Below are 21,595 nucleotides of genomic sequence, written 5' to 3'. Positions count from 1 at the left end.
CACGAGACGTGTGCGCGCACCGCAGGAAGCGCGTACGCCACGCACCGCAGGACGGCCGGGAGAACACGGATGCTGCTGGAGTCGGAGGTCGCCGTGATCGGGGCGGGAGCCGCCGGGCTGTCGCTGGCGCACCGCCTGGCCGGGCCCGCGCCGGGACTGCGGACCCCGTCGGTGGTCCTGGTGGACCCGCCGCCGGGGCCGCTGCGCCCGCCGCGGCGGACCTGGTGTTTCTGGGAGAAGGGGCGGGGCCGGTTCGACGCGGCGGTCACCGCGTGCTGGCAGCGGCTGCGGGTGCGTCCGCCCGCGGGCGATCCGGTTGTCGCCGTGCTTGCTCCGCTGCGGTACAAGATGATCCGCTCCGACGACTTCGAGGCCCTGGTCGGCCGGACGCTCGCGGGCAGCCCGAACGTGCGCCGTCTGCAGGCCACCGTGGACGCGGTGGAGGACGTCGTCGGCGGTGCCGTCGTCCGGTTCCACGACGCCGGCGGCGCCCGCGGTGTGCTGCGCTCCCGCTGGGTGTTCGACTCCCGGCCGCTGGGCAGCCTGCCGGCCGCGCGGACGACGCTGCTGCAGCACTTCTGCGGCTGGTTCGTGCGGACGTCCCGGCCGGTGTTCGATCCCCAGGTCGCGGAGCTGATGGACTTCCGCACTCCGCAGCCCGCCGAGGGCCTGTCGTTCGGCTACGTCCTGCCGACGAGTGCGCACGAGGCGCTGGTGGAGTACACCGAGTTCTCGCCGCGGCCGCTGACCTCGAGCGGCTACGAGCAGGCGCTGCGTCACTACTGCGACGACGTGCTGCACCTGGGCGAGCGGCGGATCCTCGGCACCGAGGCGGGTGTCATCCCGATGACGGACGCCGTGCCCGCGCGGCAGACCGGGGCGTCGGTGTTCCGCATCGGCGCCGCCGGCGGTGCCACCCGCCCGGCGACCGGCTACACCTTCGCCGGCCTGCAGCGGCAGACACGTGCCGTCGCCGCCGCCCTGCGGCGCGGGCGGCGGCCGGTGCCGCCCGAGGTCCACTCCCGGCGGTCCCGCGCCATGGACGCCGTGCTGCTGCGGGCCCTGTCCACCGGCCGGGTCGACGGCCCCGCCCTGTTCAGCCGGCTCTTCGCGCGTGTCCCCCCGGTACGGCTGCTGCGGTTCCTCGACGGCGACACCCGTCTGTACGAGGACCTGTCCATCGGCCTGCACACCCCGGTCACGCCGATGCTGCGCTCCGCCCTCGAACTGCCGGTCCTGCCCCGCCGCCCCTTCGAGGAGAGCCTTCCCGTGTGACACCCGGCCGCCGCTGCGCCGTACTGGACGCGACACACCTGTGGAGTCCGTGTGACCCTGCTGCGCGACGAGTCGCTCGCCGCCGCCTTCGACCGTGCCTCCCGCCACTACGACACGCTGGTGGCGCTCAATCCCGGCTATCACGCGCACCTGCGCCGCTCGGTGCGCCGTCTCGGTCTGCCCGCGGGCGGTGCGGGACTGCGCCTGCTGGACCTGGGCTGCGGCACCGGCGCCTCGACCGCCGCCCTGCGCTCGGTGCTGCCCGCCGCGCACATCACGGCCGTGGACGCCTCCGCCGGGATGCTGCGCCGGGCCGCCGCCAAGCCGTGGGCGCACGACGTGACGTTCGTGCACGCGCCGGTCGAGCACCTGTCCGACGCGGGGGTGCGCGGGCCGTTCGACGCGGTGTTCGCGGCGTATCTGCTGCGCAACATCCGCGACCCGGACGCGGTCCTGGCCGCCGTGCACGATCTGTTGAGGCCCGGCGGGCGGCTCGCGGTGCACGAGTACACGCTCAGCGGCCGCCGCACCGATCGAGCGGTGTGGACGCTGGTGTGCCGCGGCATCGTCCAGCCCCTGGCCGCCGTCCTTCTCGCCGACGGTGCTCTCGTCCGTCACCTGTGGCGCTCCGTCGTGGAGTTCGACACCGCCGGCCGTTTCGCCGGCCGGCTCCGCGCGGCCGGCTTCGACCGGGTACGGGCCCTGCCGCTGCCGGGCTGGCAGACGGGGATCACGCACACGTTTCTCGCCCAGCGCAAGGAGAGCAGATCATGACCGAGGGCAGCACGGCCCGTGCCGTGTGCGTTCCGCACGGGGGCAGGGACCGGCGGGCCGGTGTCCTGCCCGCCGCTCCGGGACGCCGCCGCGCCGACGGGTTCCGGCCTGCCGTGGCCGTCGTCGGCGCGGGGATCGCCGGCCTGGCCGCCGCCACCGCACTGGCCGAACGCGGTGTGGCCGTCACCCTGTACGAGCGTCAGCCCTACGTCGGCGGACGCGCCGGAGGCTGGAGCACCCGGCTGAAGGACGGCACCGAGGTGACCATGAGCCGTGGCTTCCACGCCTTCTTCCGCCAGTACTACAACCTGCGTGCGCTGCTGCGCCGTACCGACCCGGCGCTCGGGCGGCTGACCGGCCTGCCGGACTATCCGCTGCTGCACGCGGGAGGAGTCCGCGACAGTTTCCGGCACCTGCCCCGGACCCCGCCCTTCAACGCGCTGGCCTTCGCCCTGCTCAGTCCCACCTTCGGGGTGCGGGACCTGTTCCGCCTCGATGTGAAGTCGGCGCTGCCCCTGTGCGACGTCCGGGTGCCCGACGTCTACGACCGGCTGGACCGTCTCAGCGCCCACGACTACCTGGATGCCGTGCGGTTCCCGCACGCGGCGCGCCATCTCGCCTTCGAGGTGTTCTCGCGCAGCTTCTTCGCCGACCCGCGGCAGCTGTCGGCGGCGGAGCTGGCGCTGATGTTCCACATCTATTTCCTCGGCTCGTCCGAGGGTCTGCTGTTCGACGTGCCCCGCGCGCCCTACCCGGCCGCCCTGTGGGATCCGCTCACCGAGCGCCTGCGGCGGCACGGGGTCCGCGTCCGCACCGGCACCCCGGTCGAGCACGTCGCGCCGGCGCCCGACGGCCGCCTGAGGGTCGCCACCGCCCGGGAGGCGACGGTGCACGACGGCGTCGTCCTCGCACTGGACACCGCCGCGCTGCGCGGTCTCGTCGCCCGCTCCGGCGAGCTCGGCGACGCGGCCTGGCGGGAGCGGATCGCCCGGCTGCGCACCGCCCCGCCGTTCCTGGTCAGCCGGCTGTGGCTGGACCGGCCGGTCGCCCCGGACCGGCCGGGGTTCCTCGCGACCGGCGGTTTCGGCGCCCTGGACAACGTCAGCGTCCTGGACCGCTGGGAGGACGAGGCCCGGCGGTGGGCCGCGCGCACCGGCGGGTCCGTCGTGGAACTGCACGCCTACGCACTGCCGGACGGCATCTCGCGCAGCGCCGCGCAGCGGCATCTGATCGACCAGTTGCACCGCGTCTATCCCGAGACCCGCACCGCGGGAGTCGTCGACGCACGTCACGAGTGGCACGCGGACTGTCCGCTGTTCCCCGTGGGCGGCTACCGCGACCGGCCGACCGTGCGCACCCCGCATCCGCGTCTGATGGTCGCCGGCGACCTGGTCCGCTGCCACCTGCCCGTGGCGCTGATGGAACGTGCCGCCACGACGGGGCTGCTCGCCGCGAACGCCCTGCTGGGCCGGTGGGGGCTGCAGGGCCACCCGGTGTACACGGTGCCGCTCCGCGGCCGCAGTCCCGTCCTGCGCGGGCTGGCCCGCCGGCTGAAGAGATGAGCCGTGCCGGGGCGTGGTACTCGGGCGCCGCGGCATCACGTCCGCCGCGGGCCCCCTGGACGGGTCCGGCACGGGGCGAGGGGCGAGGACACCCGGAAGGGAGCCGTGGGATGCGCATCGAACTGGCAGGACGGACCGCTCTGGTCACCGGCTCCACCCAGGGCATCGGCGCGGCCATCGCCGCCGGACTGGCCCGGGCCGGGGCCCGTGTGGCGCTCAACGGCCGCACCGAGCGGCGGGTGGCCGATGCGGCGGCACGGCTGGCGGAGGAGGTGCCGGGGGCCGACGTGGTCCCGGTCGCCGCGGACGTGACCGACGAGGACGGCACGGCCCGGCTGGCCGAGGCGCTGCCCGAGGTGGACGTCCTCGTCAACAACCTCGGCATCTTCGGCGCCGCCGACCCGCTGGAGATCACCGACGAGGAGTGGCGGCGCTACTTCGAGGTGAACGTGCTCGCCGCCGTGCGCCTGACCCGGCTGTATCTGCCGGGCATGATGCAGCGCGGCTGGGGTCGCGTGCAGTACATCGCCAGCGACTCGGCCGTGGTGATCCCCGCGGAGATGATCCATTACGGCATGTCGAAGACGGCGCTGCTCGCCGTGGGCCGTGGCTTCGCCAAGCAGGCGTCCGGCACCGGGGTGACGGTGAACTGCGTCATCGCCGGCCCCACGCACACCGCCGGCGTGGAGGACTTCGTGTACCAGCTCGTCGACCGGGAGCTGCCCTGGGAGGAGGCCCAGCGCGCGTTCATGCGCCGGCACCGGCCGCAGTCGCTGCTGCAACGGCTCATCGAGCCGGAGGAGATCGCCCACATGGTCGTCTACCTCAGTTCGGACCAGGCCTCCGCGACCACGGGAGGGGCCCTGCGGGTCGACGGCGGATACGTGGACTCGATCCTGCCCTGACCCGCTCGGGCGGGCGGGCCGTCACTCCAGCGGGTCGTGCCCCCAGTTCATCAGCGAGTACCGCCACCGGGTGTCCCGTACGTCACCGGACGGTTGCTGGGCCAGATGGCGGCGGATGTACCCCACGACCTTGCGCATGTGCTGGTAGTCGTCGTCCGACAGGTCGCTCTTCTTCGTCCGCAGGATCTCCACGATCCGTCGGCCGGAGGCGTGCCCGGTCGACTCCCCGCCGTCCTTGTGCTGTCCGGCGCTGCGTGACTCGTCGGTCTCGAGCCACTTCTCCAGCGCGGCCGGTTTCATGTTCACCAGCTCGTGGAACGCCCGGCTGACCTCTGTGCGCTCACCGTCGTCCACGGCTGCTCACTTCTTCTTCAGAGCGGACGGCTTGTGCACCGCCGACCGGCCGGACTTCTCGCTGCGCACCTGGTACTGCGGGTCCTGCGGCGAGGCGTCCACCGTCCGGCCCGCGGCCTCGGTCCGCTCGGTGATCTTCTCCTCCACCTCGCCCTCGGCCTGACTGCCGTGACTGCTCCAGGTGACGTGATCACCCTTCTTCGGTTTCCCGCCCTCGTCGCGCTTCTTGGCCATGCCGACTCTCCTCACGCTTGCGCCGACGGCCCCCCTCCTTTCCAGCGTGGCGGCTTCCGCCCGCTCCCGCGAGGTGAGCACCGCCGGACGGCCCGGAACACTGCGGCGTGCGCGATTGGGCGGGGGCTGTGCAGCGGGGTCGCGACCGCACCGGACCGCGCGGCCTGCGCCACGCCCCGACACGCTCCGCCAGGAAATACGGCGGGACAGGCGGCTCGCCTCCGCCTGCCCGCCGGGCTCGGCGGTCAGGCGGAGGGGCGGTCGAGGGCAGGGCCCGCAGGGCGGTCCAGGCCACCGCGGATCGTCGGTCGGACCGTGCCGCACCACCCGGTCGGCGACGTTCCCCGGTCGGCCCGGCACCGGTCACGACCGGTCATGGGCGGCCGGTCGCTCCGGTCAGGCGCCCTTCGCGGTGCGGCCCAGGCGCAGGGCCGAGAGGAGGAAGAAGACGGCACCCGGCACGGCGTACCCGATGGCGCCGGTGAGCGAGGGCTGATCGGCACCGGCCGAGACGATGAAGGACCCTCCGGCAAGAACCGAGATGCCGCCGCTGAGGATCATCGGCCACTGGCCGCCCATGCTGCGGCGGGGGACGGCCACGATCAGCTGGGCCAGGCCGGCCACGACCGCCCAGGTTCCCCACACACGCAGCACCGCGGGAATGCCCGATGTGCAGGCGGCGGCGACCCCGACGGCGGTGGCGAGGCTGACCGCGACATTGACGTACAGCAGGGCGGGCGAGCCCGTGCTGCGCGAGACCTTCGCGTCGTAGAGGACCGCACCGACGTCGAACAGCGGGTACAGCACCAGCAGGACGGCCCCGATGGGGGTGATCTTCGAGGCCATCGTGAACATCACGAGAGCCCAGACGATGGCGAACGCGAAACGGACGAAGTACAGCCGCCGCAGTGCGGAGGCGGTCCCGGCGATGCCGGACGGGGCAGCGATCGTGGTGGTCACGGTGATCCTCTCGAAGGCCGATGAAGAAGGAGGCGTCGAACGTCCCGCGATCGCCATGTCCGCGGGTGACGCCGGCCGGCCGGGCGGGCCCGCCCCGCGACGGTGTGCGAGGGGCTGCGCTGCGGGACCTGGTGTGTCTCGCAGGTGGGGCGCCTGACGGGCGGTGCTGTGCGTCGTTCGTCCCCAGGGAATGGCCAGGAGTCAGGTGCCTCCGACGCCACTCGAGAGGAAGAACGAACGTTCTGTCTCAGCAGCATGGACCGACCGGGATCCGGCTGTCAAGACCGAACGTTCTACCTACCGACCACCCCGATCGGCAGACGACCCCGGAGGGCGGCGAAGCGGTACGGATCGCGGGCATTCGACGGGTCGGGTTCGACACCACGCACCCCGTCGCGCCGCACCGTGCGCGGAACGAGGCGCCCCCAAAGATGAGACCGATCGTTCTACCGTTTGATAGGGTGGCGCACCATGAGCCGGACCACCACCGAAGGCGCCAGCACGTCCAAGGCGCGCACGCGCCTCCTCAACACCGCAGCGCGGATCTTCTACACGGAGGGGATCCACTCCGTCGGCATCGACCGGATCATCGCCGAAGCGCAGGTGACGCGTGCCACGCTGTACCGTCACTTCGCCGGCAAGGAACAGCTCGTCCTCGCCTATCTGGAGCAGGCCGACCAGGCGATCCGCGGGCAGGTCGCCGCCGCGGTGGCGGACAACCCGGCCCCTGCCGACCAGGTCCGGGCCATCGCCACGGCCATCGCCGACACCATCAAGTCCTCCGGTTTTCGTGGATGCGCCTTCCTCAACGCCGCCGCGGAGTACCACGACCCCGCTCACCCGGTCCATCAGGCGGTTCTCGCCCACCGGCAGTGGTTCCTCGACACCGTCACACACCTGCTGGCGCAGGCGGGCTGCACACCCGCGGACGCGGCCGCCCGGCACTTCGCCATGCTCCGCGACGGCGCCATGGCGGCCGGCTGCCTCTTCGACCCCGGTCTGATCACCCAGACCTTCCTCGACGGTGTCGAGGACATGCTGAAGCTGCGCGGCGCCTCCTCGGCGCAGGCGTAGCCGGGCAGCACCTCGTGCGGCCGGTGCCCCCTGCCCGCACGCGGTACGGTGACACACGCGGACACGCGAGTCGACATCGCACCCGCGCGGGGAGGCTCTCCCGGCCACGACGCCGCCCGGACCCGGCCGAAGCGCGGTCGACGTACGGACGGCGCGGCGGCGCCCGACCGTCTCGCCGTTCGCACGGCTCCGTCTTCGTTGCGTGCACGGCTCGCCCGAGGACCGACGAGCCGTCATCCGTCACGACGGCGTCTTCCCCGTCTCCCGCAGCGCCTCCGCCTCCCACAGCGGGTGTTCGCGCCGCGCCCAGCTGCGGGCGACCCACCCGGTGCGCATGCCGTGCCGGGCCTCCGGGTCCGCCATGGCCATTCCGATGTGACCGGCGAGGACGACACCGAGGGTGAGCGCCAGCCAGTCGTGGATGAACGTGGCGCCCACGCGCCACTGCAGCGGGACGAGGTGTGTCTGCCACATCATCAGCCCGGTGCCGAGCAGGACGAGTGCGGCACCGGCGCTCCAGGAGGCGTACAGCTTCTGACCGGCGTTGAACTTGTGTGCCGGACGTGACGAGGGCCGCTTGTCCCGGCGCAGAGCTGCGGCCAGCCAGCGGCGGTCGTGCGGACCGAAGCGGTTCAGCAGACCGAGGTCGGCGCGCAGGGCGCGCGAGCCCAGCGCGGCCAGCACGGGGACCGGGAGAGCGATGCCCGCCCATTCGTGCACGGTGACCACCAGGGTGCGACGGCCGACGAGTTCGGAGAGCACCGGGATGTAGAGGAAGGCCGCGGTCAGGACACACACACCCATCAGGGCGGCCGTCGTGCGATGGGCCCAGCGCTCCGCCCGGCTGAACCGGTGCAGGTGTGCGCCGTCGGGCGAGATCTCAGGCCGTGGGCTCATCGTCCCGTCCGTTCGACCGGCCCACCCAGGCGTCGACGTCGTAGCCGCGCTTCTCCCAATATCCGGGGCGGACCTCCTCGGTGACCGTGATCCCGGACAGCCACTTGGCGGACTTGTAGAAATACATGGGTGCCACGTAGAGGCGAACGGGACCGCCGTGGGCGTGGCCGATGTCCTTGTCCTGCATGCGCAGGGCGACCAGGACGTCCGCGCGGCGCGCCTGCTCCAGGGTGAGGCTCTCGGTGTACGCCCCGTCGAAGCAGGTGAAGTGCACCGCGCCGGCCGACGGGTGCACTCCTGCGGCGTCCAGCAGGTGGGACAGGCTGACCCCTTCGAACGGAGTGCCGGGGACCCGCCAGCCGGTCACGCACTGGACGTCCCGGACGAGACGTGTCTGGGGCATCGCCCTGAGGTCGGCCAGGGTGTAGCTCCCCGGGCGGTCGACCAGCCCGTCGACGGTGAGACGGTAGGTGTGCTCGTCCTTGTGCGGCACGGAGGAGGTCACCGTGTAGTAGCGGAAACCTCCTCCGTTCGGCAGCAGCCCGGTCAGACCGGACGGGTCCAGCTCGGCGGCACCCCCCAGGAACGCCTCCACACCCCGCTGCAGGTGGGGGCCGGCCGCGACACCCACCGCACCGAGTGCGAGTGTGCCGAGAAACACGCGACGTCCCACGGGGGTGCCCCGTTCCTGAGATGTCTCTGGGTTCACGCGCTCGACTCCTCCGCGTTCGCCGGACCGGCCGACGGTCTCCTGCGCACCCGGGCGCGTCCGTCGACGGCATGTCCGAAAGAGGGAACAGACTGCTCGTCAGCATCGCAAGAGCACCCGGAAGAGTCAAGACAGAACGTTCTACCCCAGCCGGTCCGGCCGGCGGTCAGTTCTCTGCGGCCGGAGGCCACCACCGCCGCACCGCCTCGACGGTCGTGTCCGGTCCGGTGTTGAAACACAGCACGGACCTCGGTGAGTGGGTCCGGGCGATGTTGACGAGCTTCTCGAACAGCGGAGTGAGAGACGGCTCCATGCGCACGCCGGCGCCGATCACGATCACCGCGTAGTGCTTCCGGGTCACCGCGGCGCGAAAGGCGTCCGCGGCTGCTTCGCTCCGGTCGAGGAGGCAGATCTCGAAGCCGAGTCCCATGCTCTCGAGTTCCTTCTCCGCCTGCGCGAGACCTGCTCGGACCTGCGCCGCGTCGACCTCGGGAAACGCCTCGCTCGGCGCCGCGGGGTCACCGACGACACGGGGGTCGAGTCCCACGCTGAGCACAGTTTCCATCATGGATTCCTTCCCTGGTGGTCTTTCGTGGTGATGGTTCGGGGGTGTTGCATCGAGGTGGTCCGACGAGGGCCGTTCCCGCCACGGGCCGGCCGGTTCGGGGAAACGTCCGGTGCCGTGGTGTTCCGGGGTGTGGGGCAGACGCGCCGTGCACCTGCGGCGACGTCCGCACGGGATGTCGGACCCCCGGATGTCCGCGGCGCGGCGGGGCGAGCCGGGCGGGTGTCCGCCGCCGCGACCGACGGGCTGCTTCATCGCCCGGCGAACCTCGCGACGGCGGCCGGGGTGTGGGAGGTGAAGAAGTCGACCAGGTTGCCGTCGGGGTCACGGAAGAGCAGGGCCCGGTTGCCCCACGGCATGGTGGCGGGACCGTTGACGAACTCGCCGACGACGTCGGCCAGTTCCTTGTGCACGCGGTCCACGTCGTCGACGAGGAACTCGATCACGGCACTGTGGTTGGCCGCCGCACGGGCGGACCCCTCGGCGAACAGCGGGACGGTGCGCTCGGACGCGACGGCGAGGGTTCCGTGCGCGGTGACGAGTTCGGCGAAATCCTCGGTGGCCCAGGTCGCCTCCACCCCCGTGACCCGCTCGTAGAACGCGACGAGGCGGGCGACGTCGGCGGTGATGATCCGGGTCGACACGAAATCCATGGGGCTCTCCTGCCTGTGGTGCGGGCTGCACGCGGCACGGTAGGCGAAATAGAGGACAGAATCGGTCCGGTATGTGGTTTACGGTGTCGTCATGTCCCGACCGACCGGCCGTGTCCTGGCCCTTCTGGAACTGTTGCAGTCGGGCGGCACTCGCAGCGTCGCCGAACTCGCCGACCGGCTCGGGGTCGAGGGGCGCACCGTGCGGCGCTATGTGACGCATCTGATCGACCTCGGCGTGCCCGTGGAGTCGGTGCGCGGCCGCTACGGCGGCTACCGGCTGGCACCCGGGTACCGTCTGCCCACCCTGATGTTCAACGACGACGAGGCACTGGCCGTCCTGATCGGGCTGGCCACCGGCCGCACGGCAGGTCTGACACCCGAGCAGCGCACCGCCGGTGAGACGGCGGCGGCGAAGATCCGCCGGGTGCTGCCCCGGCACCTCGCGGACAGGTTCGACACCTTGCTGCGATCGGTGACCTACACCCACCGGCCCGGTGCGCTCACCACCCCCGACCCGGAGCTGTTCCTCACCCTCGCCGACGCCGCACGGCACTGTCGGCCGGTGTCGATCCGCTACACCGACCGGACGGGACGGCACAGCGAACGCGTGCTGCACCCGTACGGCATCGTCGGACATGCCGGCCGCTGGTACGTCACCGGCCAGGACGCCGGGATCGGCCAGGACCGCATCTTCCGTCTCGACCGCATCGCGGACGCGCGTACGTTGCCCGGTTCGTTCGAGGCACCCGAGGGCCAGGATCCGGCAGCGCGTCTGCTGTCGCATTTCGCCAAGGACGAGTTCCGCTACACGGTGAAGCTGCGGGTCCACGGCACGGTGCAGCAGATCCGCGCATGGCTGCCGCCCGACGCGCCCATCACCGAGGAACACGGGGCCACTGCGGATGCGGGCGCGCTCACCGAACGGTGGCTGCGGGTCGAGATCCGCACCGACCGACTGGACTGGTTGCCTCCCCTCATCGCCGCCCTCGATCGGCCCTTCGTCGTCGAGCAACCCGATGAGCTGCGCGCTCTCGTGCTCGCGCTCGCGCGCCGTCTCGACCGCAATGCCCGGCAGGCATGAGGGTCCTCATCGATCCGGTCGGCATGGCGGGTGACAGACGGACAGGGGCGCAGGGCGAGCGCACGGCCATGGGCCACCGCACCCCGCGGAGGCGCGACGGCCGGGTGCACCCGTGGACCTGCCCCGTCAGGCCGTCATCACCTTGCGCCAGACCTCGATGATGGTCGCGCTCGCCCGGCCCAGGTCCTCGTCCGGAGCACCGGCGGCGCGGTAGAAGGTGCGCTCCGTCATCCAGCACAGGGCGTCCGCCAGGGCCTGAGCGCTGCCGGGGTCGTCGCCGTCGGGCAGGCCCGCCCGCCTCAGGACGTGCGTCATGGTCCGGGCGAACCGTTCGACGGTCTCGCTCCAGGCGTTGCCGATGACCGGGTGAAGCGCCGCGTAATCGACGGCCGCACGCATGACGGTGCTGTGCTCCCGCCACACCTGCTCGGTCGCGCGGACGGCCCTCTCCATGGCTTCCACGGGCGGGACGCTCCCCTGCTGCTCCGTGACGTCGGCGTACGTCCGGATCGTGCGCATGGTCCGCTCGACGAGGGCCGCCAGCACCTCGTGTTTGTTGCCGAAGTAGAAGTACAGGGATGCCCGGGAGATCCCGGCCTTCTGCGCGATCGCCTCCACCGTCAGGTTCTCGAGGCTGGTGTGTGCGAGCAGCGCCTCGGCGGCATCCAGAAGAGCCTGCTCACGCAGGTCTCCCTTGCGGAGGGCATCACTGCGCCTTCCCACGGTCTTCTCCCCTGCTGTTCGAACTCCGCAGCACTCTACTTCGGCCGCGCAACGGCCCTGCCACGGGTCGCCGCGCCGCCGGGGCCGCCCCGCCGACCGGCCCGGCCGGTGTGAGCCGGCCGGGCACGCGTCCGGGGGTCAGTTGCTCGTGATCTGCGCACCGTCGGGGAAGTCCGTGGTGCGCGACAGCGCCTCCCAGGTACGGATGTCGTCGTCCACGGCCTGGCGTGCCTGCCCGATGAGGCGCAGGGCGTCCGAGCCGAGCACCAGGTGGCCGGGCGGCTCGGGCACGTCCAGGATGTGCAGGACGGCCTCGGCGGCCTTCTGCGGATTGCCCAGCTGGTTCCCGCTGGCCTTGATGCGTGCCGCACGGAGCGGCTCGAACAGCTCGTCGTAGTCGGCGATCGACCGCTCGGCCCGGGTCATCGACCGGCCGGCCCACTCGGTGCGGAACGAACCGGGCTCGATGGCCGTGACATGGATGCCGAAGCCCGACACCTCCTTGCGCAGGCTGTCGAGCAGGCCCTCCAGGGCGAACTTGCTCGCGCAGTAGGCGGACATGCCCGGCACGGTCATGAGACCGGCCATGGAGGTCACCGCCATCAGGTGTCCCGAGCGACGCGCGCGCATGTGGGGCAGGGCCGCCTGCAAGGTGGCGGCGGCACCGAACACGTTGGTCGCGAACTGGGCGCGGACCTCGGACAGGGGGGTTTCCTCGAAGACACCCTCCAGGCCGTACCCGGCGTTGGCTATCACCACGTCCAGCGGACCGACGGTCGCCTCGGCGTCGTCGATCACACGGAAGACGGCCTCGTCGTCGGTGACGTCGAGAAGACGGCCGTGCGCCCTGCCCGGCGCCAGCTGCTCGAACGCGGTCAGGTCGGCTTCCTTGCGGACCGTGCCCACGACGGTGTGTCCCGCGTCCAGGGCCCCCTGGGCGAACGCCCGGCCGAGTCCGCTGCTCACCCCGGTGATCAGAAAGGTTTTCACGCCGCACTCACTTCCTTCGTCCGTGGCGGCGTACCGCCATGGCGGAGTTCCCGCCACGTCTTCGAATCTACACCACGTCGAGTTTTTTCGACACCGCGTTGATTTTCGTGATCCGCACCTGCCTCTCGGCACCGCACACGGCAGAGCGCCGGGGCGCGAAGCCCCGGCGCTCTGCCGTGCTGTGTCCCGGGCGGCCTGCCGCGGCCGGCCCGGGTGGCCCATGGCGGACCGATGCGTCAACTCCCCTTCGGAGCCACCGCGTTGGGTTGTCCTTCCTCGGTGTTCCGGCCACCGGCACGTGCCAGTGCGCCGGGCCACCACGCCCGGGGTCCGATGTCGATCACCAGCGCGGGCACCAGGAGCGAACGGACCACGAGGGTGTCGAGCAGCACACCGAACGCCACGATGAAGGCGACCTGCACCAGGAAGGCCAGCGGGATGACCATCAGCGCAGCGAAGGTCGCAGCGAGCACCACACCGGCCGACGTGATCACTCCGCCGGTCGTGGTCAGACCGCGCAGCACACCCTGCCGGGTGCCGAGCGTCAGCGCCTCCTCGCGGACCCGGGACATCAGGAAGATGTTGTAGTCGACGCCCAGGGCGACCAGGAACACGAAGCCGTACAGCGGGACCGAGGCGTCCGTGCCGCTGAATCCGAAGAGGTGCTCGAACACCAGCGTGGAGACACCGAGCGTGGCGAGGAAGTTGAGTGCGACGGTCGCCACCAGCAGCACGGGCACCAGCAGGGAGCGCAGCAGCAGCACGAGGATCAACAGGATCACGGCGAGCACGACCGGGACGATCAGGGTGCGGTCGGCGGCAGCGGTCTGCTGGGTGTCGTACTGCTGAGCGGTGTAGCCGCCGACGAGTGCGTCGGCTCCGGGGATCGCGTGCACCCTGGCGCGCAGCCGCTCGACGGTCTTCTTCGCGGCGTCGCTGTCCGCCGCGTCCCGCAGGACGGCGTCGATGCGCACCCGGCCGTCGACGACCAGCGGCTCTCCGCCACCGGGCCGCCCGGAGGCGGAGACGGCGTCGGCCGAGTCCACCCCCTTCGTCGCGCGGGCGGCGGCTGTCACCTCGGCACGGTGGTCGGCGTCGGCGATGATGACCACCGGGTTGCCGGAGCCTCCGGGGAAGTGCTCGCCGAGCGTGCGCTGTGCGGCGACCGAGGGCGCGTCGTTGACGAAGATCTCGTCGAGCGGGACGCCCTTGGCGGACAGGGACGGGGCGAAGGCCGCGAAGACGGCGAGGGCCAGTGCGGTCACCACCCACACCCGGCGCGGCCTGCGGTCGACGACGGCGGCGACGCGGCGCCACACACCGCGGCCCTCGGCGGACGTGTCCGGCGTCGTCGGCCGGGCGGGCCAGTAGGCGCTGCGGCCCAGCAGGGCGAGGACGGCCGGCAGGAAGGTGAGGGCCGAGAGCACGGCGCACACGATGCCGACGGCACCGACCGGCCCGAGGGCGCGATTGTTGGTGAGGTCGCTGGCGAGCAGTGTCAGCAGGCCGAGCGCCACGGTGGCGGCGCTGGCGGTGATGGCGCCGAAGGACCGGCGCACGGCGGCCCGGGCGGCGGCGAACCGGTCGCCGCGCTCGGCGAGTTCCTCGCGGAAGCGGGCCGCGAGGAGCAGGGCGTAGTCGGTGGCCGCGCCGATCACCAGGATCGACAGGATGCCCTGCACCTGTCCGTCGACCCGGACCGCGCCGTGGTCGGCCAGGGCGTAGACGATCGCACAGGCCAGGCCGAGAGCGAAGACCGAACCGATGATGATCACGAAGGGCAGCAGGACGCTGCGGTAGACCAGCAGCAGGATCACCAGCACCGCGGCGAGCGCCACGCCGAGCAGCAGTCCGTCGATCCCCGCGAACGCGCCCGACAGATCGACCTGGCTGGCCGCCGGGCCGGCCACCTGGGCCGTGGTGCCGGGCACGCTCTTCGCCGTCTCGCGCACCGCGTCCACGACGTCGGACAACCCGTGGCCGAGGTCGGGTTCCAGCTGGACGACGGCCTCCAGCGCCAGCCCGTCCTCGGAGGGCAGGGCCGGTGAGGGGGTGCCGACGACGCCGGTCCGGCCGGCGAGTCGGGCGACGGCGCGGGTGGCGGCCGAGCGCTGGGCTGCGGTGATCCGCTCGCCGTCGGCCGTCCACACGACGATCGCGGGAAGTGTCTCGCGCTGGTCGAACGCCTCGCGGGCGTCGAGCACCTTCGTGGACTCGGCGCTCTGCGGCAGGAAGGAGGCCTGGTCGTTGGTGGCCACGTCGCCCAGCTTGCCCGCGTACGGGCCGAGCATCCCGCCCACACCGAGCCAGACGATCAACAGAGCGAGGGGCACGAGCCACCGGGCCCGGCGTGATGCGGTCGTCATGTACGTTCCTACGTCACGGGACATCTAGGTCGACGATCAAGTATGTCAATCATCGAGCGATCTTATACTGGCGGCATGAGCGGCTCCACGACCCCCGCACCACCCGCGCCGGAGGACTGCCCGACCGGACTACCGTCTTTCGCCGTCCAACTGCGGCGCATGAACAGCGAGTTCAACCGCATCGTCCAGGAGTTCGCTCAGGCGCACGGCCTGCACCTCACCGACATGCAGGCCCTGATCGCGATCCTCGACATCGAGAACCCGGACACACCCATGACCCCCGGACGTCTGCGCAGGCAGCTCAACCTCACCTCGGGTGCGATGACCGCCTGCCTGGACCGGCTGGAACGCGCGGGTCACATCCGGCGCGTCCGGGCGGCCGACGACCGCCGGGTGGTGCACCTGGAGTACGCGGACCGCGCGAAGGACCTGGCCAGGGAGTACTTCAGGCCTCTGGCCCGCACCACCGACACGGTGCGCGAGCGTTTCACCACCGACGAGCTGCGGGTGGTCGTCCGTTTCCTGGCGGACCTGAACCGGGAACTCGCCCTGCTGCGCCGGCGGACGGACTGACACACCCGGCCGGCCCGAGTCGCCCGAGCCGGAGGACCGTCCCCCGCGCCGGGTTCCGCTCACACGTCTTCTGATTCCTCGTCAGCGGACACGTCGGACGCAAGACGGGTGTCCGTGTCCTTCGGCCACCGCAGGGTCGCGCTCGGCGGGCCGTCCGAGGGCACGGGCGTGCCCGCAGAGCGCGCGTCGCGTGAGGGTGTCAGGGGCGTGGGCGCGTCGCGTCGCGGACGAGGTCGGCCAGCACACGCCGACGCTCCAGGGGCCCTTCCCCGGCGGCCTGCCCGAGCATGAGTGCGGCCGTGGAGGGAACGGCCAGCCACCAGACAGCAAGGGCACGGGCGAGATACAGCAGGTAGCCGGGGCGCACATCGTCGCGCAGCGCCCCGGCACGCTGGGCGCGCACGACGGCGGCGATGTCGTCCGCGTAGTGCGCCGCCCGTTCCGCAGCGGCCGCGACCGGCCCCGGTTCGCCTCGTCCGGGGCGGATCTCCAGCCCCTCCCACAGCAGCAGCCGCAGGTAGTGCGGGTAAGTACGGTGGTAGTCGTAGACCCGTCCCGCGAACTCTCCCAGGTCGTGCGCCTGCTCGGCGGTGAGCGGCACCGCGGCGGCGAGCTTGGTCATCTCCTGTTCCAGGACCGCGGCGAACAGCTTCTGTTTGCTGCCGAAGTACTGGTATATGCGCTCCTTGTTCACTCCGGCCCGCTCGGCGACCCGGTCGACACGCGCCCCCAGCGGTCCGTGCTCGCTGTACTCGTGCACCGCGGCGTCCAGGAGCCGCTGTTTCGTCCGCTGGGTGTCCCATGCCATGTGCCCCATTGAAACAAAGCCTCACCAGCCGGTTGCGGTGACGGACGGCCGGTGACAGACTCCAACCCCTCAGTTGGAATTCGAAGGGACTCGTATGACATCCGACACACTTGAAGCCCGGCTGCGGGCGATCGAGGACCGTCTGGAGATCTACAACCTGCTCGCCACGCACCCACTCAGCGGCGACACGGGCGAGCGCGACCTCATCGAGGCCGTCTACACCGAGGACTTCGTCTTCGATCGCGGCCCGGGCCTCGACGGAGCACAGGGACGCGAGGCGATGGTGCAGCTCGTCCAGCGCGACGAGCACCGGGCCGCCATCGCCGGCGGCCTGGCTCACTTCGGCGGTCTGCCGCTCGTGGACATCGACGGCGACACGGCGGTCGCCGTCTCCTATCTCGCGCTGATCACCCCGGACACCGGCGGCGAAACCCGGGAGCTGGCCAACCACGGCTCGTCGCAGGGTTACCGCATCCACCGTGTGCTGGCCAACCATTGGACGCTCGAACGCGGCCAGGACGGCTGGCGCGTCGCATCGCGCACTCTGAGGCCGATGGACGGCTCGGGACCCGCAGTGGAGCTCCTGCGCGAGGCGGGCAGGGCGCATCTGCAGCACGCCCGGCAGGAACAGGAAACCTGACCGGCGTCCCCGACCCGGACGCGGAAGCGTGTCGCACACCTCGGCGGACCGGCCGGAGGGCCCGCGGCCCTGCCGGTCGCGTCCGTTCGCCTTCGGTACGGCTGCTTCTGCACGTACGGCGGCGGCTCAGAGTCCTCCCGCGGGATGCGTCGGCCGCGTGGTGTCGAGGCCTGTGGTGACGCGCCGGTAGGCGGCGCGGGCGTGGAGCAGGCGGGCCAGCGCCGTACCCGTGAGGGCGGCGGCCAGCAGGCAGGAGAGCCACAGCATGTCACGGTGCCCGTCCCAGGTGAGGGTGCCCGCGGGCGGGACGGCGACGCCGTTCAGGAACAGCCAGCACAGCACGGCCGTGCCGGGGGCGGCGGTGAAGCGGGCGCGCCGCCCCAGCAGGGCGGCGAGCAGGGCCAGGACGGCGAGGGCGAGCACTGGCCGGTTCGGGCCCACGAGGACGTCGAGGACGGCCACCAGCAGCAGTGCGCCGCCGGATGCGGCGGCCCACACCAGCGGCGTGGCCACGGGCCTGGGAACGGGTCTCGCTCCGGCACCGAGTGACGTCCACTCAATCATGCTGCCTTCCTTCCGGTGCTCTCCGCCCCCGGACAGGCACGCGTCGCCCACCACCAGGGCGGACCCCATGGCGGGGCGGCCGGATCACGGCTCGGCGCCGAACGGGGCGGGGACAGTGCCGGCGTGGCCGGGTGCCGGACGCCGTCACGTTAGGGTGTCAGCAAAGATTGTCCAAAGAAACACCCGAATCAGACAGGGAGAAAGCTGTGGGCGCTGCGCGTATGAGCAGTACGCCGTTGCCGGGGATCGGGGTCCGCTACGACCTGACCACGCGGGAACAGCGTCGTCTGTCCGTGGTCGCGCACCGGGACGGATCTCGGACGTTGAGCGCGTACGGCCAGGACGACCCCGATGCGTGCGCTCTGTCGGTGCGGCTGTCCGCCGGGGAGGCCGAGGCGCTCATCGACGCGCTGATGCCCGCGCACCACAGCCCGAGCCTGCTGTCGACGACGGAGTTGGGGCTCGTGGCCGAGCGGATCGGCCTGTCGGCCACGTCGTACTGGAACGGCCGTGTGCTGGGCGAGACCCGGATGCGCACCGAGACCGGTGTGTCGATCGTGGCCGTGCTGCGCCGGGCCGAGGCGATCCCGTCTCCGGGGCCGGACTTCCGGCTGGCCGGCGGTGACACCCTGATCGTGATCGGGACCCGCGAGGGCGTGGAGGCCGCGGCCGAGATACTCGGACGAGAGTGACCATCCGTGCACTCGTCCGCCACCTTCCTGATCGAGTTCGGCGCGATCATCCTCGGTCTGGGACTTCTGGGCCGCCTCGCCGGACGCTTCCGGTTCTCCCCCATCCCTCTGTACCTGCTGGCCGGGCTGGCCTTCGGTCAGGGCGGCCTGCTGCCCCTCGGCACGAGCGAGGAGTTCGTGGCGATCGGCGCCGAGATCGGCGTGATCCTGCTGCTGCTCATGCTGGGGCTGGAGTACACCGCCAGCGACCTGGTCTCCAACCTCAGGACCCAGTACCCGGCCGGTCTCGTCGACGCCGCGCTCAACGCGCTGCCCGGGGCCGCGGCGGCGCTGCTGCTGGGCTGGGGGCCGGTGGCCGCCGTCGTGCTGGCCGGCGTGACCTGGATCTCGTCGTCCGGAGTGATCGCGAAAGTCCTCGGTGACCTGGGGCGGCTCGGCAACCGGGAGACACCTGTGATCCTCAGCGTCCTGGTGCTGGAGGATCTGTCCATGGCGGTCTACCTGCCGATCATCACCGCCCTGCTCGCCGGGAGCGGGCTGGCGGCCGGCAGCGTGACGCTGGCGATCGCGCTCGGTGTGGCCGGCCTCGTCCTGCTGCTCGCGGTGCGCTTCGGCCGGCACATCTCCCGGTTCGTCTCCAGCGACGATCCGGAGAAGCTGCTGCTGGTGGTGCTGGGTCTGACCCTGCTGGTGGCCGGTGTCGCCCAGCAGCTGCAGGTCTCGGCCGCGGTGGGCGCCTTCCTGGTGGGCATCGCCCTGTCCGGTGAGGTCGCCGAGGGGGCGCACAATCTGCTCGCCCCTCTCAGGGATCTGTTCGCCGCCGTGTTCTTCGTCTTCTTCGGACTGCGCACGGATCCGTCCAGCATTCCGCCGGTGCTGCTGCCCGCCCTCGCACTGGCTGTCGTCACCGCACTGACGAAGATCGCCACGGGCTACTGGGCCGCGAGACGGGCCGGTGTCTCCCCCAAGGGCCGGTGGCGTGCGGGCGGCACGCTCGTGGCCCGCGGCGAGTTCTCCATCGTGATCGCCGGGCTGGCGGTCACCGCGGGGATCGAGCCCTCCCTGGGCCCGCTGTCCACCGCGTACGTGCTCATCCTGGTGATCCTCGGTCCCCTGACGGCCCGTTTCACCGAGCCGGTGGCGCTGCGCCTGACCGCCCGGTGGGGCACGTCCGGCAGGACGGCACCGCAGCCGCAGGCCAAGAACGCGGCGGTGGACCAGGAGACGGTCGGCTGAACGAGGGCGGCGGGGCGGCACCGGCCGGACGGGGCCGGTTCCCGCCCGCGCCGCCCCGGCCGTCCGCCCGCCGGGTCGTGCCCGTGACGTTGCCCGTGACGTCGTGTCACCGGGCGCCCGACCCGCCGCTCGGGCACGGGTCTTCCCCACGCAACGGCGCCGCTGCCTTCGCGCGGTGACGTCCGCGGGCTCCCTCTCCCTGCCGACGGGCCAATCCGGCGCAGGAAACACCCTTGCGGCCTTGCGGCCGCCACCGCGCCGCACACCTGCGTGCGTCGCCCGCATACGGGAGCGGCACGCTCCGGTGCCCGGCGGCCGAGGCAGCACCGGCACCCGGACACGGACCGAGGGCTGCCGTTCCTCAGACCAGCGTCGCCGTGGCCGCGCGCAGTTCCTCCAGCGCCGCCAGGGCGTAGGGCGCGAAACCTTCCGCGTCGTCACGCTCGCCCGCGCACCACCGTTCGTAGCCCCGCTTGAACGCGAGGACTCCCAGCTCACCCGCGAGATGAGCGGTCGTCTCCGGGACACCGCGGGCCATCAACGCATCCCTCATCGCGGTCGACAGACCGACGCTCTTGAGCGCGTCACGCTCCTGCAGTTCGGTGCTGGCGGCCACGGCCGCCTTCAGGCGGGGGCCGAGCCTGCGGTTCTCCGGGCCCATGGCGTCGGAAGCACAGCGCAGACCGGCAGCGACCGCCTCCAGCGGGCCGGCGTCGTCGGGCGCCTCGGCGATGCCCTGCGTCAACAGCCTGCTCAGGGTCTCCTGGCCGGCGACCAGCACCTCGCGCTTGTCGGAGAAGTGCCGGAAGAACGTGCTCTTGGTGACGCCGGCGCGCTCGGCGATCTGCGCGACCGTGGTCGCGTCGTACCCCTGCTCGGTGAACAGGTCGACCGCCGCGACGACGAGACGTTCGGTCGCCCCCGGTTGCCATCTAGCCATGACAGAAGGATAGGCGACGGGACTTCGGTCTCATCAGCAGGCGGAGTGATGGGACTCTTGTCCCATCACCGTGTACTGTCGAGTGACGGGACAAGAGTCCCATCACTGTGAGGAGAGCCATGCACGTTTTCATCACCGGCGGTACCGGCACCGTCGGCTCCGCCGTCGTCGCCGAACTGCTCGCCCATGGCCACACCGTGCTCGCACTGGCCCGCTCCGACGCCTCGGCACGCACGCTGCGGGAGGCGGGTGCCGAGGTGCTGCGCGGAGACTTCGCGGACGTCGATGTGCTGCGGTCCGGCGCCGCACAGACCGACGGCGTGATCAATTTGGCGTTCGGACGCGACTACAGCAGTCCGGACGCGATCGCACGGTCCATCGCCGTGGAGCGCGCCGCGCTCACCGCCCTGGGCGAGGAACTGCTCGGCAGCGACCGCCCCCTCGTGACGTCCTCGGGCACCCCGGTGGCGGCGGGCCGCGCGTCCACCGAGAACGATCCGCCGATGACGGAGGGAGTCGTCGGGGAGCGCGGCCGCAGCGTCCTCGCCCTGCTGGGTCTCGCCTCGCGCGGTCTGCGCGGCACGGCGGTCCGTCTGCCCCGCACGGTGCACGAACAGGGCCGGGGCGGATTCGCCGGCATGCTGGCCGAGACGGCGCGCCGCACCGGGGTGGCGGGTTACCCGGGTGACGGCACCCAGCGCTGGCCGGCCGTGCACGCGCGCGACGCGGCCGCCCTGTTCCGGCTGGCCCTGGAGTCGGCACCCGGGGGTACGTCCTGGCACGCCGTGGGCGACGAAGGGGTCCGGGTGCGGGACATCGCGGAGGTCATCGGCCGGCGTCTGGGCCTGCCGGTCGAGCAGCTCCCGCAGGAGGCCTTCGGCCCGTTCGGGCCGATCTTCGCCACGGACCAGCCGTCGTCGAGCGCCCACACCCGGCAGGCTCTCGGCTGGCGGCCCACCGGCCCGAGTCTGCTGGAGGACCTGGAGAACATCCAGCCCTGACCGGGTCTTCACCGGGTCT

At 72.1% G+C, this 21,595-nt stretch carries 24 protein-coding genes; 11 read left to right on the top strand and 13 right to left on the bottom strand.

Features of this window, described 5'->3' with window-relative positions; genetic code table 11:
- Positions 1–69 precede the first annotated feature (69 nt).
- From OG899_RS26360 to OG899_RS26345, 4 genes are all read left to right on the top strand, one after another.
- Entirely contained in the window at positions 70–1,275 is a 1,206-nt protein-coding gene (locus OG899_RS26360) for a lycopene cyclase family protein (protein WP_125498098.1), read from the top strand.
- A 51-nt stretch (positions 1,276–1,326) separates the two neighbouring features.
- Positions 1,327–2,049: a methyltransferase domain-containing protein gene (locus tag OG899_RS26355; protein ID WP_125498099.1), complete on the top strand. Its 723-nt coding sequence runs from the start codon at positions 1,327–1,329 to the stop codon at positions 2,047–2,049.
- The gene (locus OG899_RS26350; protein WP_125498100.1) at positions 2,046–3,611 is read left to right on the top strand and encodes an FAD-dependent oxidoreductase; all 1,566 of its coding nucleotides are present in this window, start codon (positions 2,046–2,048) and stop codon (positions 3,609–3,611) included. Before OG899_RS26355 ends, OG899_RS26350 begins: the two co-directional genes overlap by 4 nt.
- 110 nt (positions 3,612–3,721) lie before the next feature.
- A complete protein-coding gene (locus OG899_RS26345) occupies positions 3,722–4,516 on the top strand; it encodes an SDR family NAD(P)-dependent oxidoreductase (RefSeq protein WP_168131642.1) in 795 nt (264 codons plus the stop codon).
- A gap of 21 nt (positions 4,517–4,537) precedes the next feature.
- Here OG899_RS26345 and OG899_RS26340 read toward each other — a convergent pair whose 3' ends face one another.
- From OG899_RS26340 to OG899_RS26330, 3 genes are all read right to left on the bottom strand, one after another.
- Complete coding sequence (locus tag OG899_RS26340) at positions 4,538–4,870, bottom strand: DUF3140 domain-containing protein (RefSeq protein WP_125498102.1); 333 nt, start codon at positions 4,868–4,870, stop codon at positions 4,538–4,540.
- A gap of 6 nt (positions 4,871–4,876) precedes the next feature.
- Positions 4,877–5,104: a DUF2945 domain-containing protein gene (locus OG899_RS26335; protein WP_125498103.1), complete on the bottom strand. Its 228-nt coding sequence runs from the start codon at positions 5,102–5,104 to the stop codon at positions 4,877–4,879.
- A gap of 396 nt (positions 5,105–5,500) precedes the next feature.
- On the bottom strand, positions 5,501–6,064 hold the full coding sequence (locus tag OG899_RS26330) for a hypothetical protein (RefSeq protein ID WP_125498104.1): 564 nt from the start codon (positions 6,062–6,064) through the stop codon (positions 5,501–5,503).
- Positions 6,065–6,535: 471 nt separating this feature from the next.
- Here OG899_RS26330 and OG899_RS26325 point away from each other — a divergent pair, with 471 nt between their 5' ends.
- Positions 6,536–7,138 (top strand): TetR/AcrR family transcriptional regulator, encoded by a 603-nt coding sequence (locus tag OG899_RS26325; RefSeq protein ID WP_125498105.1) that lies wholly within the window; start codon positions 6,536–6,538, stop codon positions 7,136–7,138.
- Between the two features lie 240 nt (positions 7,139–7,378).
- Here the strand turns inward: OG899_RS26325 and OG899_RS26320 are convergent, their stop codons facing one another.
- From OG899_RS26320 to OG899_RS26305, 4 genes are all read right to left on the bottom strand, one after another.
- Positions 7,379–8,035: a cytochrome b/b6 domain-containing protein gene (locus OG899_RS26320; RefSeq protein ID WP_125498106.1), complete on the bottom strand. Its 657-nt coding sequence runs from the start codon at positions 8,033–8,035 to the stop codon at positions 7,379–7,381.
- The gene (locus OG899_RS26315) at positions 8,019–8,708 is read right to left on the bottom strand and encodes a molybdopterin-dependent oxidoreductase (RefSeq protein ID WP_373296061.1); all 690 of its coding nucleotides are present in this window, start codon (positions 8,706–8,708) and stop codon (positions 8,019–8,021) included. The genes OG899_RS26320 and OG899_RS26315 overlap by 17 nt, the downstream gene beginning before the upstream one ends.
- A 202-nt stretch (positions 8,709–8,910) precedes the next feature.
- Positions 8,911–9,312 carry a hypothetical protein gene (locus OG899_RS26310; protein WP_125498108.1) on the bottom strand — a complete coding sequence of 134 codons (402 nt, stop codon included), beginning with the start codon at positions 9,310–9,312 and terminating at the stop codon, positions 8,911–8,913.
- Positions 9,313–9,560: 248 nt separating this feature from the next.
- Positions 9,561–9,962, bottom strand: a complete 402-nt coding sequence (locus OG899_RS26305) for a VOC family protein (protein ID WP_189428070.1) — start codon at positions 9,960–9,962, stop codon at positions 9,561–9,563.
- A gap of 91 nt (positions 9,963–10,053) precedes the next feature.
- Between OG899_RS26305 and OG899_RS26300 the strand changes: the two genes are divergently transcribed.
- Positions 10,054–11,043 carry a YafY family protein gene (locus OG899_RS26300; RefSeq protein WP_125498110.1) on the top strand — a complete coding sequence of 330 codons (990 nt, stop codon included), beginning with the start codon at positions 10,054–10,056 and terminating at the stop codon, positions 11,041–11,043.
- Between the two features lie 126 nt (positions 11,044–11,169).
- On the opposite strand, the gene OG899_RS26295 is transcribed toward OG899_RS26300, so the two are convergent.
- The 3 genes from OG899_RS26295 to OG899_RS26285 all read right to left on the bottom strand — a co-directional run bounded on the left by OG899_RS26295 (position 11,170) and on the right by OG899_RS26285 (position 15,122).
- Complete coding sequence (locus tag OG899_RS26295) at positions 11,170–11,766, bottom strand: TetR/AcrR family transcriptional regulator (RefSeq protein WP_406311185.1); 597 nt, start codon at positions 11,764–11,766, stop codon at positions 11,170–11,172.
- A 138-nt stretch (positions 11,767–11,904) separates the two neighbouring features.
- The gene (locus tag OG899_RS26290; RefSeq protein WP_125498112.1) at positions 11,905–12,756 is read right to left on the bottom strand and encodes an oxidoreductase; all 852 of its coding nucleotides are present in this window, start codon (positions 12,754–12,756) and stop codon (positions 11,905–11,907) included.
- 236 nt (positions 12,757–12,992) lie between these two features.
- Positions 12,993–15,122, bottom strand: a complete 2,130-nt coding sequence (locus OG899_RS26285; RefSeq protein ID WP_125498113.1) for an MMPL family transporter — start codon at positions 15,120–15,122, stop codon at positions 12,993–12,995.
- Between the two features lie 75 nt (positions 15,123–15,197).
- Here OG899_RS26285 and OG899_RS26280 point away from each other — a divergent pair, with 75 nt between their 5' ends.
- Entirely contained in the window at positions 15,198–15,695 is a 498-nt protein-coding gene (locus OG899_RS26280; RefSeq protein ID WP_125498114.1) for a MarR family winged helix-turn-helix transcriptional regulator, read from the top strand.
- A 199-nt stretch (positions 15,696–15,894) separates the two neighbouring features.
- Here OG899_RS26280 and OG899_RS26275 read toward each other — a convergent pair whose 3' ends face one another.
- Positions 15,895–16,503 (bottom strand): TetR family transcriptional regulator, encoded by a 609-nt coding sequence (locus OG899_RS26275; RefSeq protein WP_125498115.1) that lies wholly within the window; start codon positions 16,501–16,503, stop codon positions 15,895–15,897.
- Between the two features lie 94 nt (positions 16,504–16,597).
- Here OG899_RS26275 and OG899_RS26270 point away from each other — a divergent pair, with 94 nt between their 5' ends.
- Positions 16,598–17,143: a nuclear transport factor 2 family protein gene (locus OG899_RS26270; RefSeq protein ID WP_125498116.1), complete on the top strand. Its 546-nt coding sequence runs from the start codon at positions 16,598–16,600 to the stop codon at positions 17,141–17,143.
- A 126-nt stretch (positions 17,144–17,269) separates the two neighbouring features.
- Here OG899_RS26270 and OG899_RS26265 read toward each other — a convergent pair whose 3' ends face one another.
- The gene (locus OG899_RS26265; protein ID WP_251505327.1) at positions 17,270–17,707 is read right to left on the bottom strand and encodes a hypothetical protein; all 438 of its coding nucleotides are present in this window, start codon (positions 17,705–17,707) and stop codon (positions 17,270–17,272) included.
- A 221-nt stretch (positions 17,708–17,928) separates the two neighbouring features.
- Here OG899_RS26265 and OG899_RS26260 point away from each other — a divergent pair, with 221 nt between their 5' ends.
- Both OG899_RS26260 and OG899_RS26255 read left to right on the top strand, forming a co-directional pair.
- Positions 17,929–18,399 (top strand): cation:proton antiporter regulatory subunit, encoded by a 471-nt coding sequence (locus tag OG899_RS26260; RefSeq protein ID WP_125498151.1) that lies wholly within the window; start codon positions 17,929–17,931, stop codon positions 18,397–18,399.
- Positions 18,400–18,405: 6 nt separating this feature from the next.
- Positions 18,406–19,635, top strand: coding sequence for a cation:proton antiporter (locus tag OG899_RS26255; protein WP_168131648.1), 1,230 nt, complete (start codon positions 18,406–18,408; stop codon positions 19,633–19,635).
- Positions 19,636–19,996: 361 nt separating this feature from the next.
- Here the strand turns inward: OG899_RS26255 and OG899_RS26250 are convergent, their stop codons facing one another.
- Entirely contained in the window at positions 19,997–20,575 is a 579-nt protein-coding gene (locus OG899_RS26250) for a TetR/AcrR family transcriptional regulator (protein ID WP_125498119.1), read from the bottom strand.
- Positions 20,576–20,694: 119 nt separating this feature from the next.
- On the opposite strand from OG899_RS26250, the gene OG899_RS26245 reads away from it, so the two are divergent.
- A complete protein-coding gene (locus OG899_RS26245; RefSeq protein WP_125498120.1) occupies positions 20,695–21,576 on the top strand; it encodes an SDR family oxidoreductase in 882 nt (293 codons plus the stop codon).
- Positions 21,577–21,595 lie beyond the last annotated feature (19 nt).

Source organism: Streptomyces thermoviolaceus (assembly GCF_045209695.1).
GTDB classification, from domain to species: Bacteria; Actinomycetota; Actinomycetes; order Streptomycetales; family Streptomycetaceae; genus Streptomyces; species Streptomyces thermoviolaceus.
Note: the sequence above shows the minus strand (reverse complement) of the source record. Positions and strands in the feature narration are given on the sequence as shown.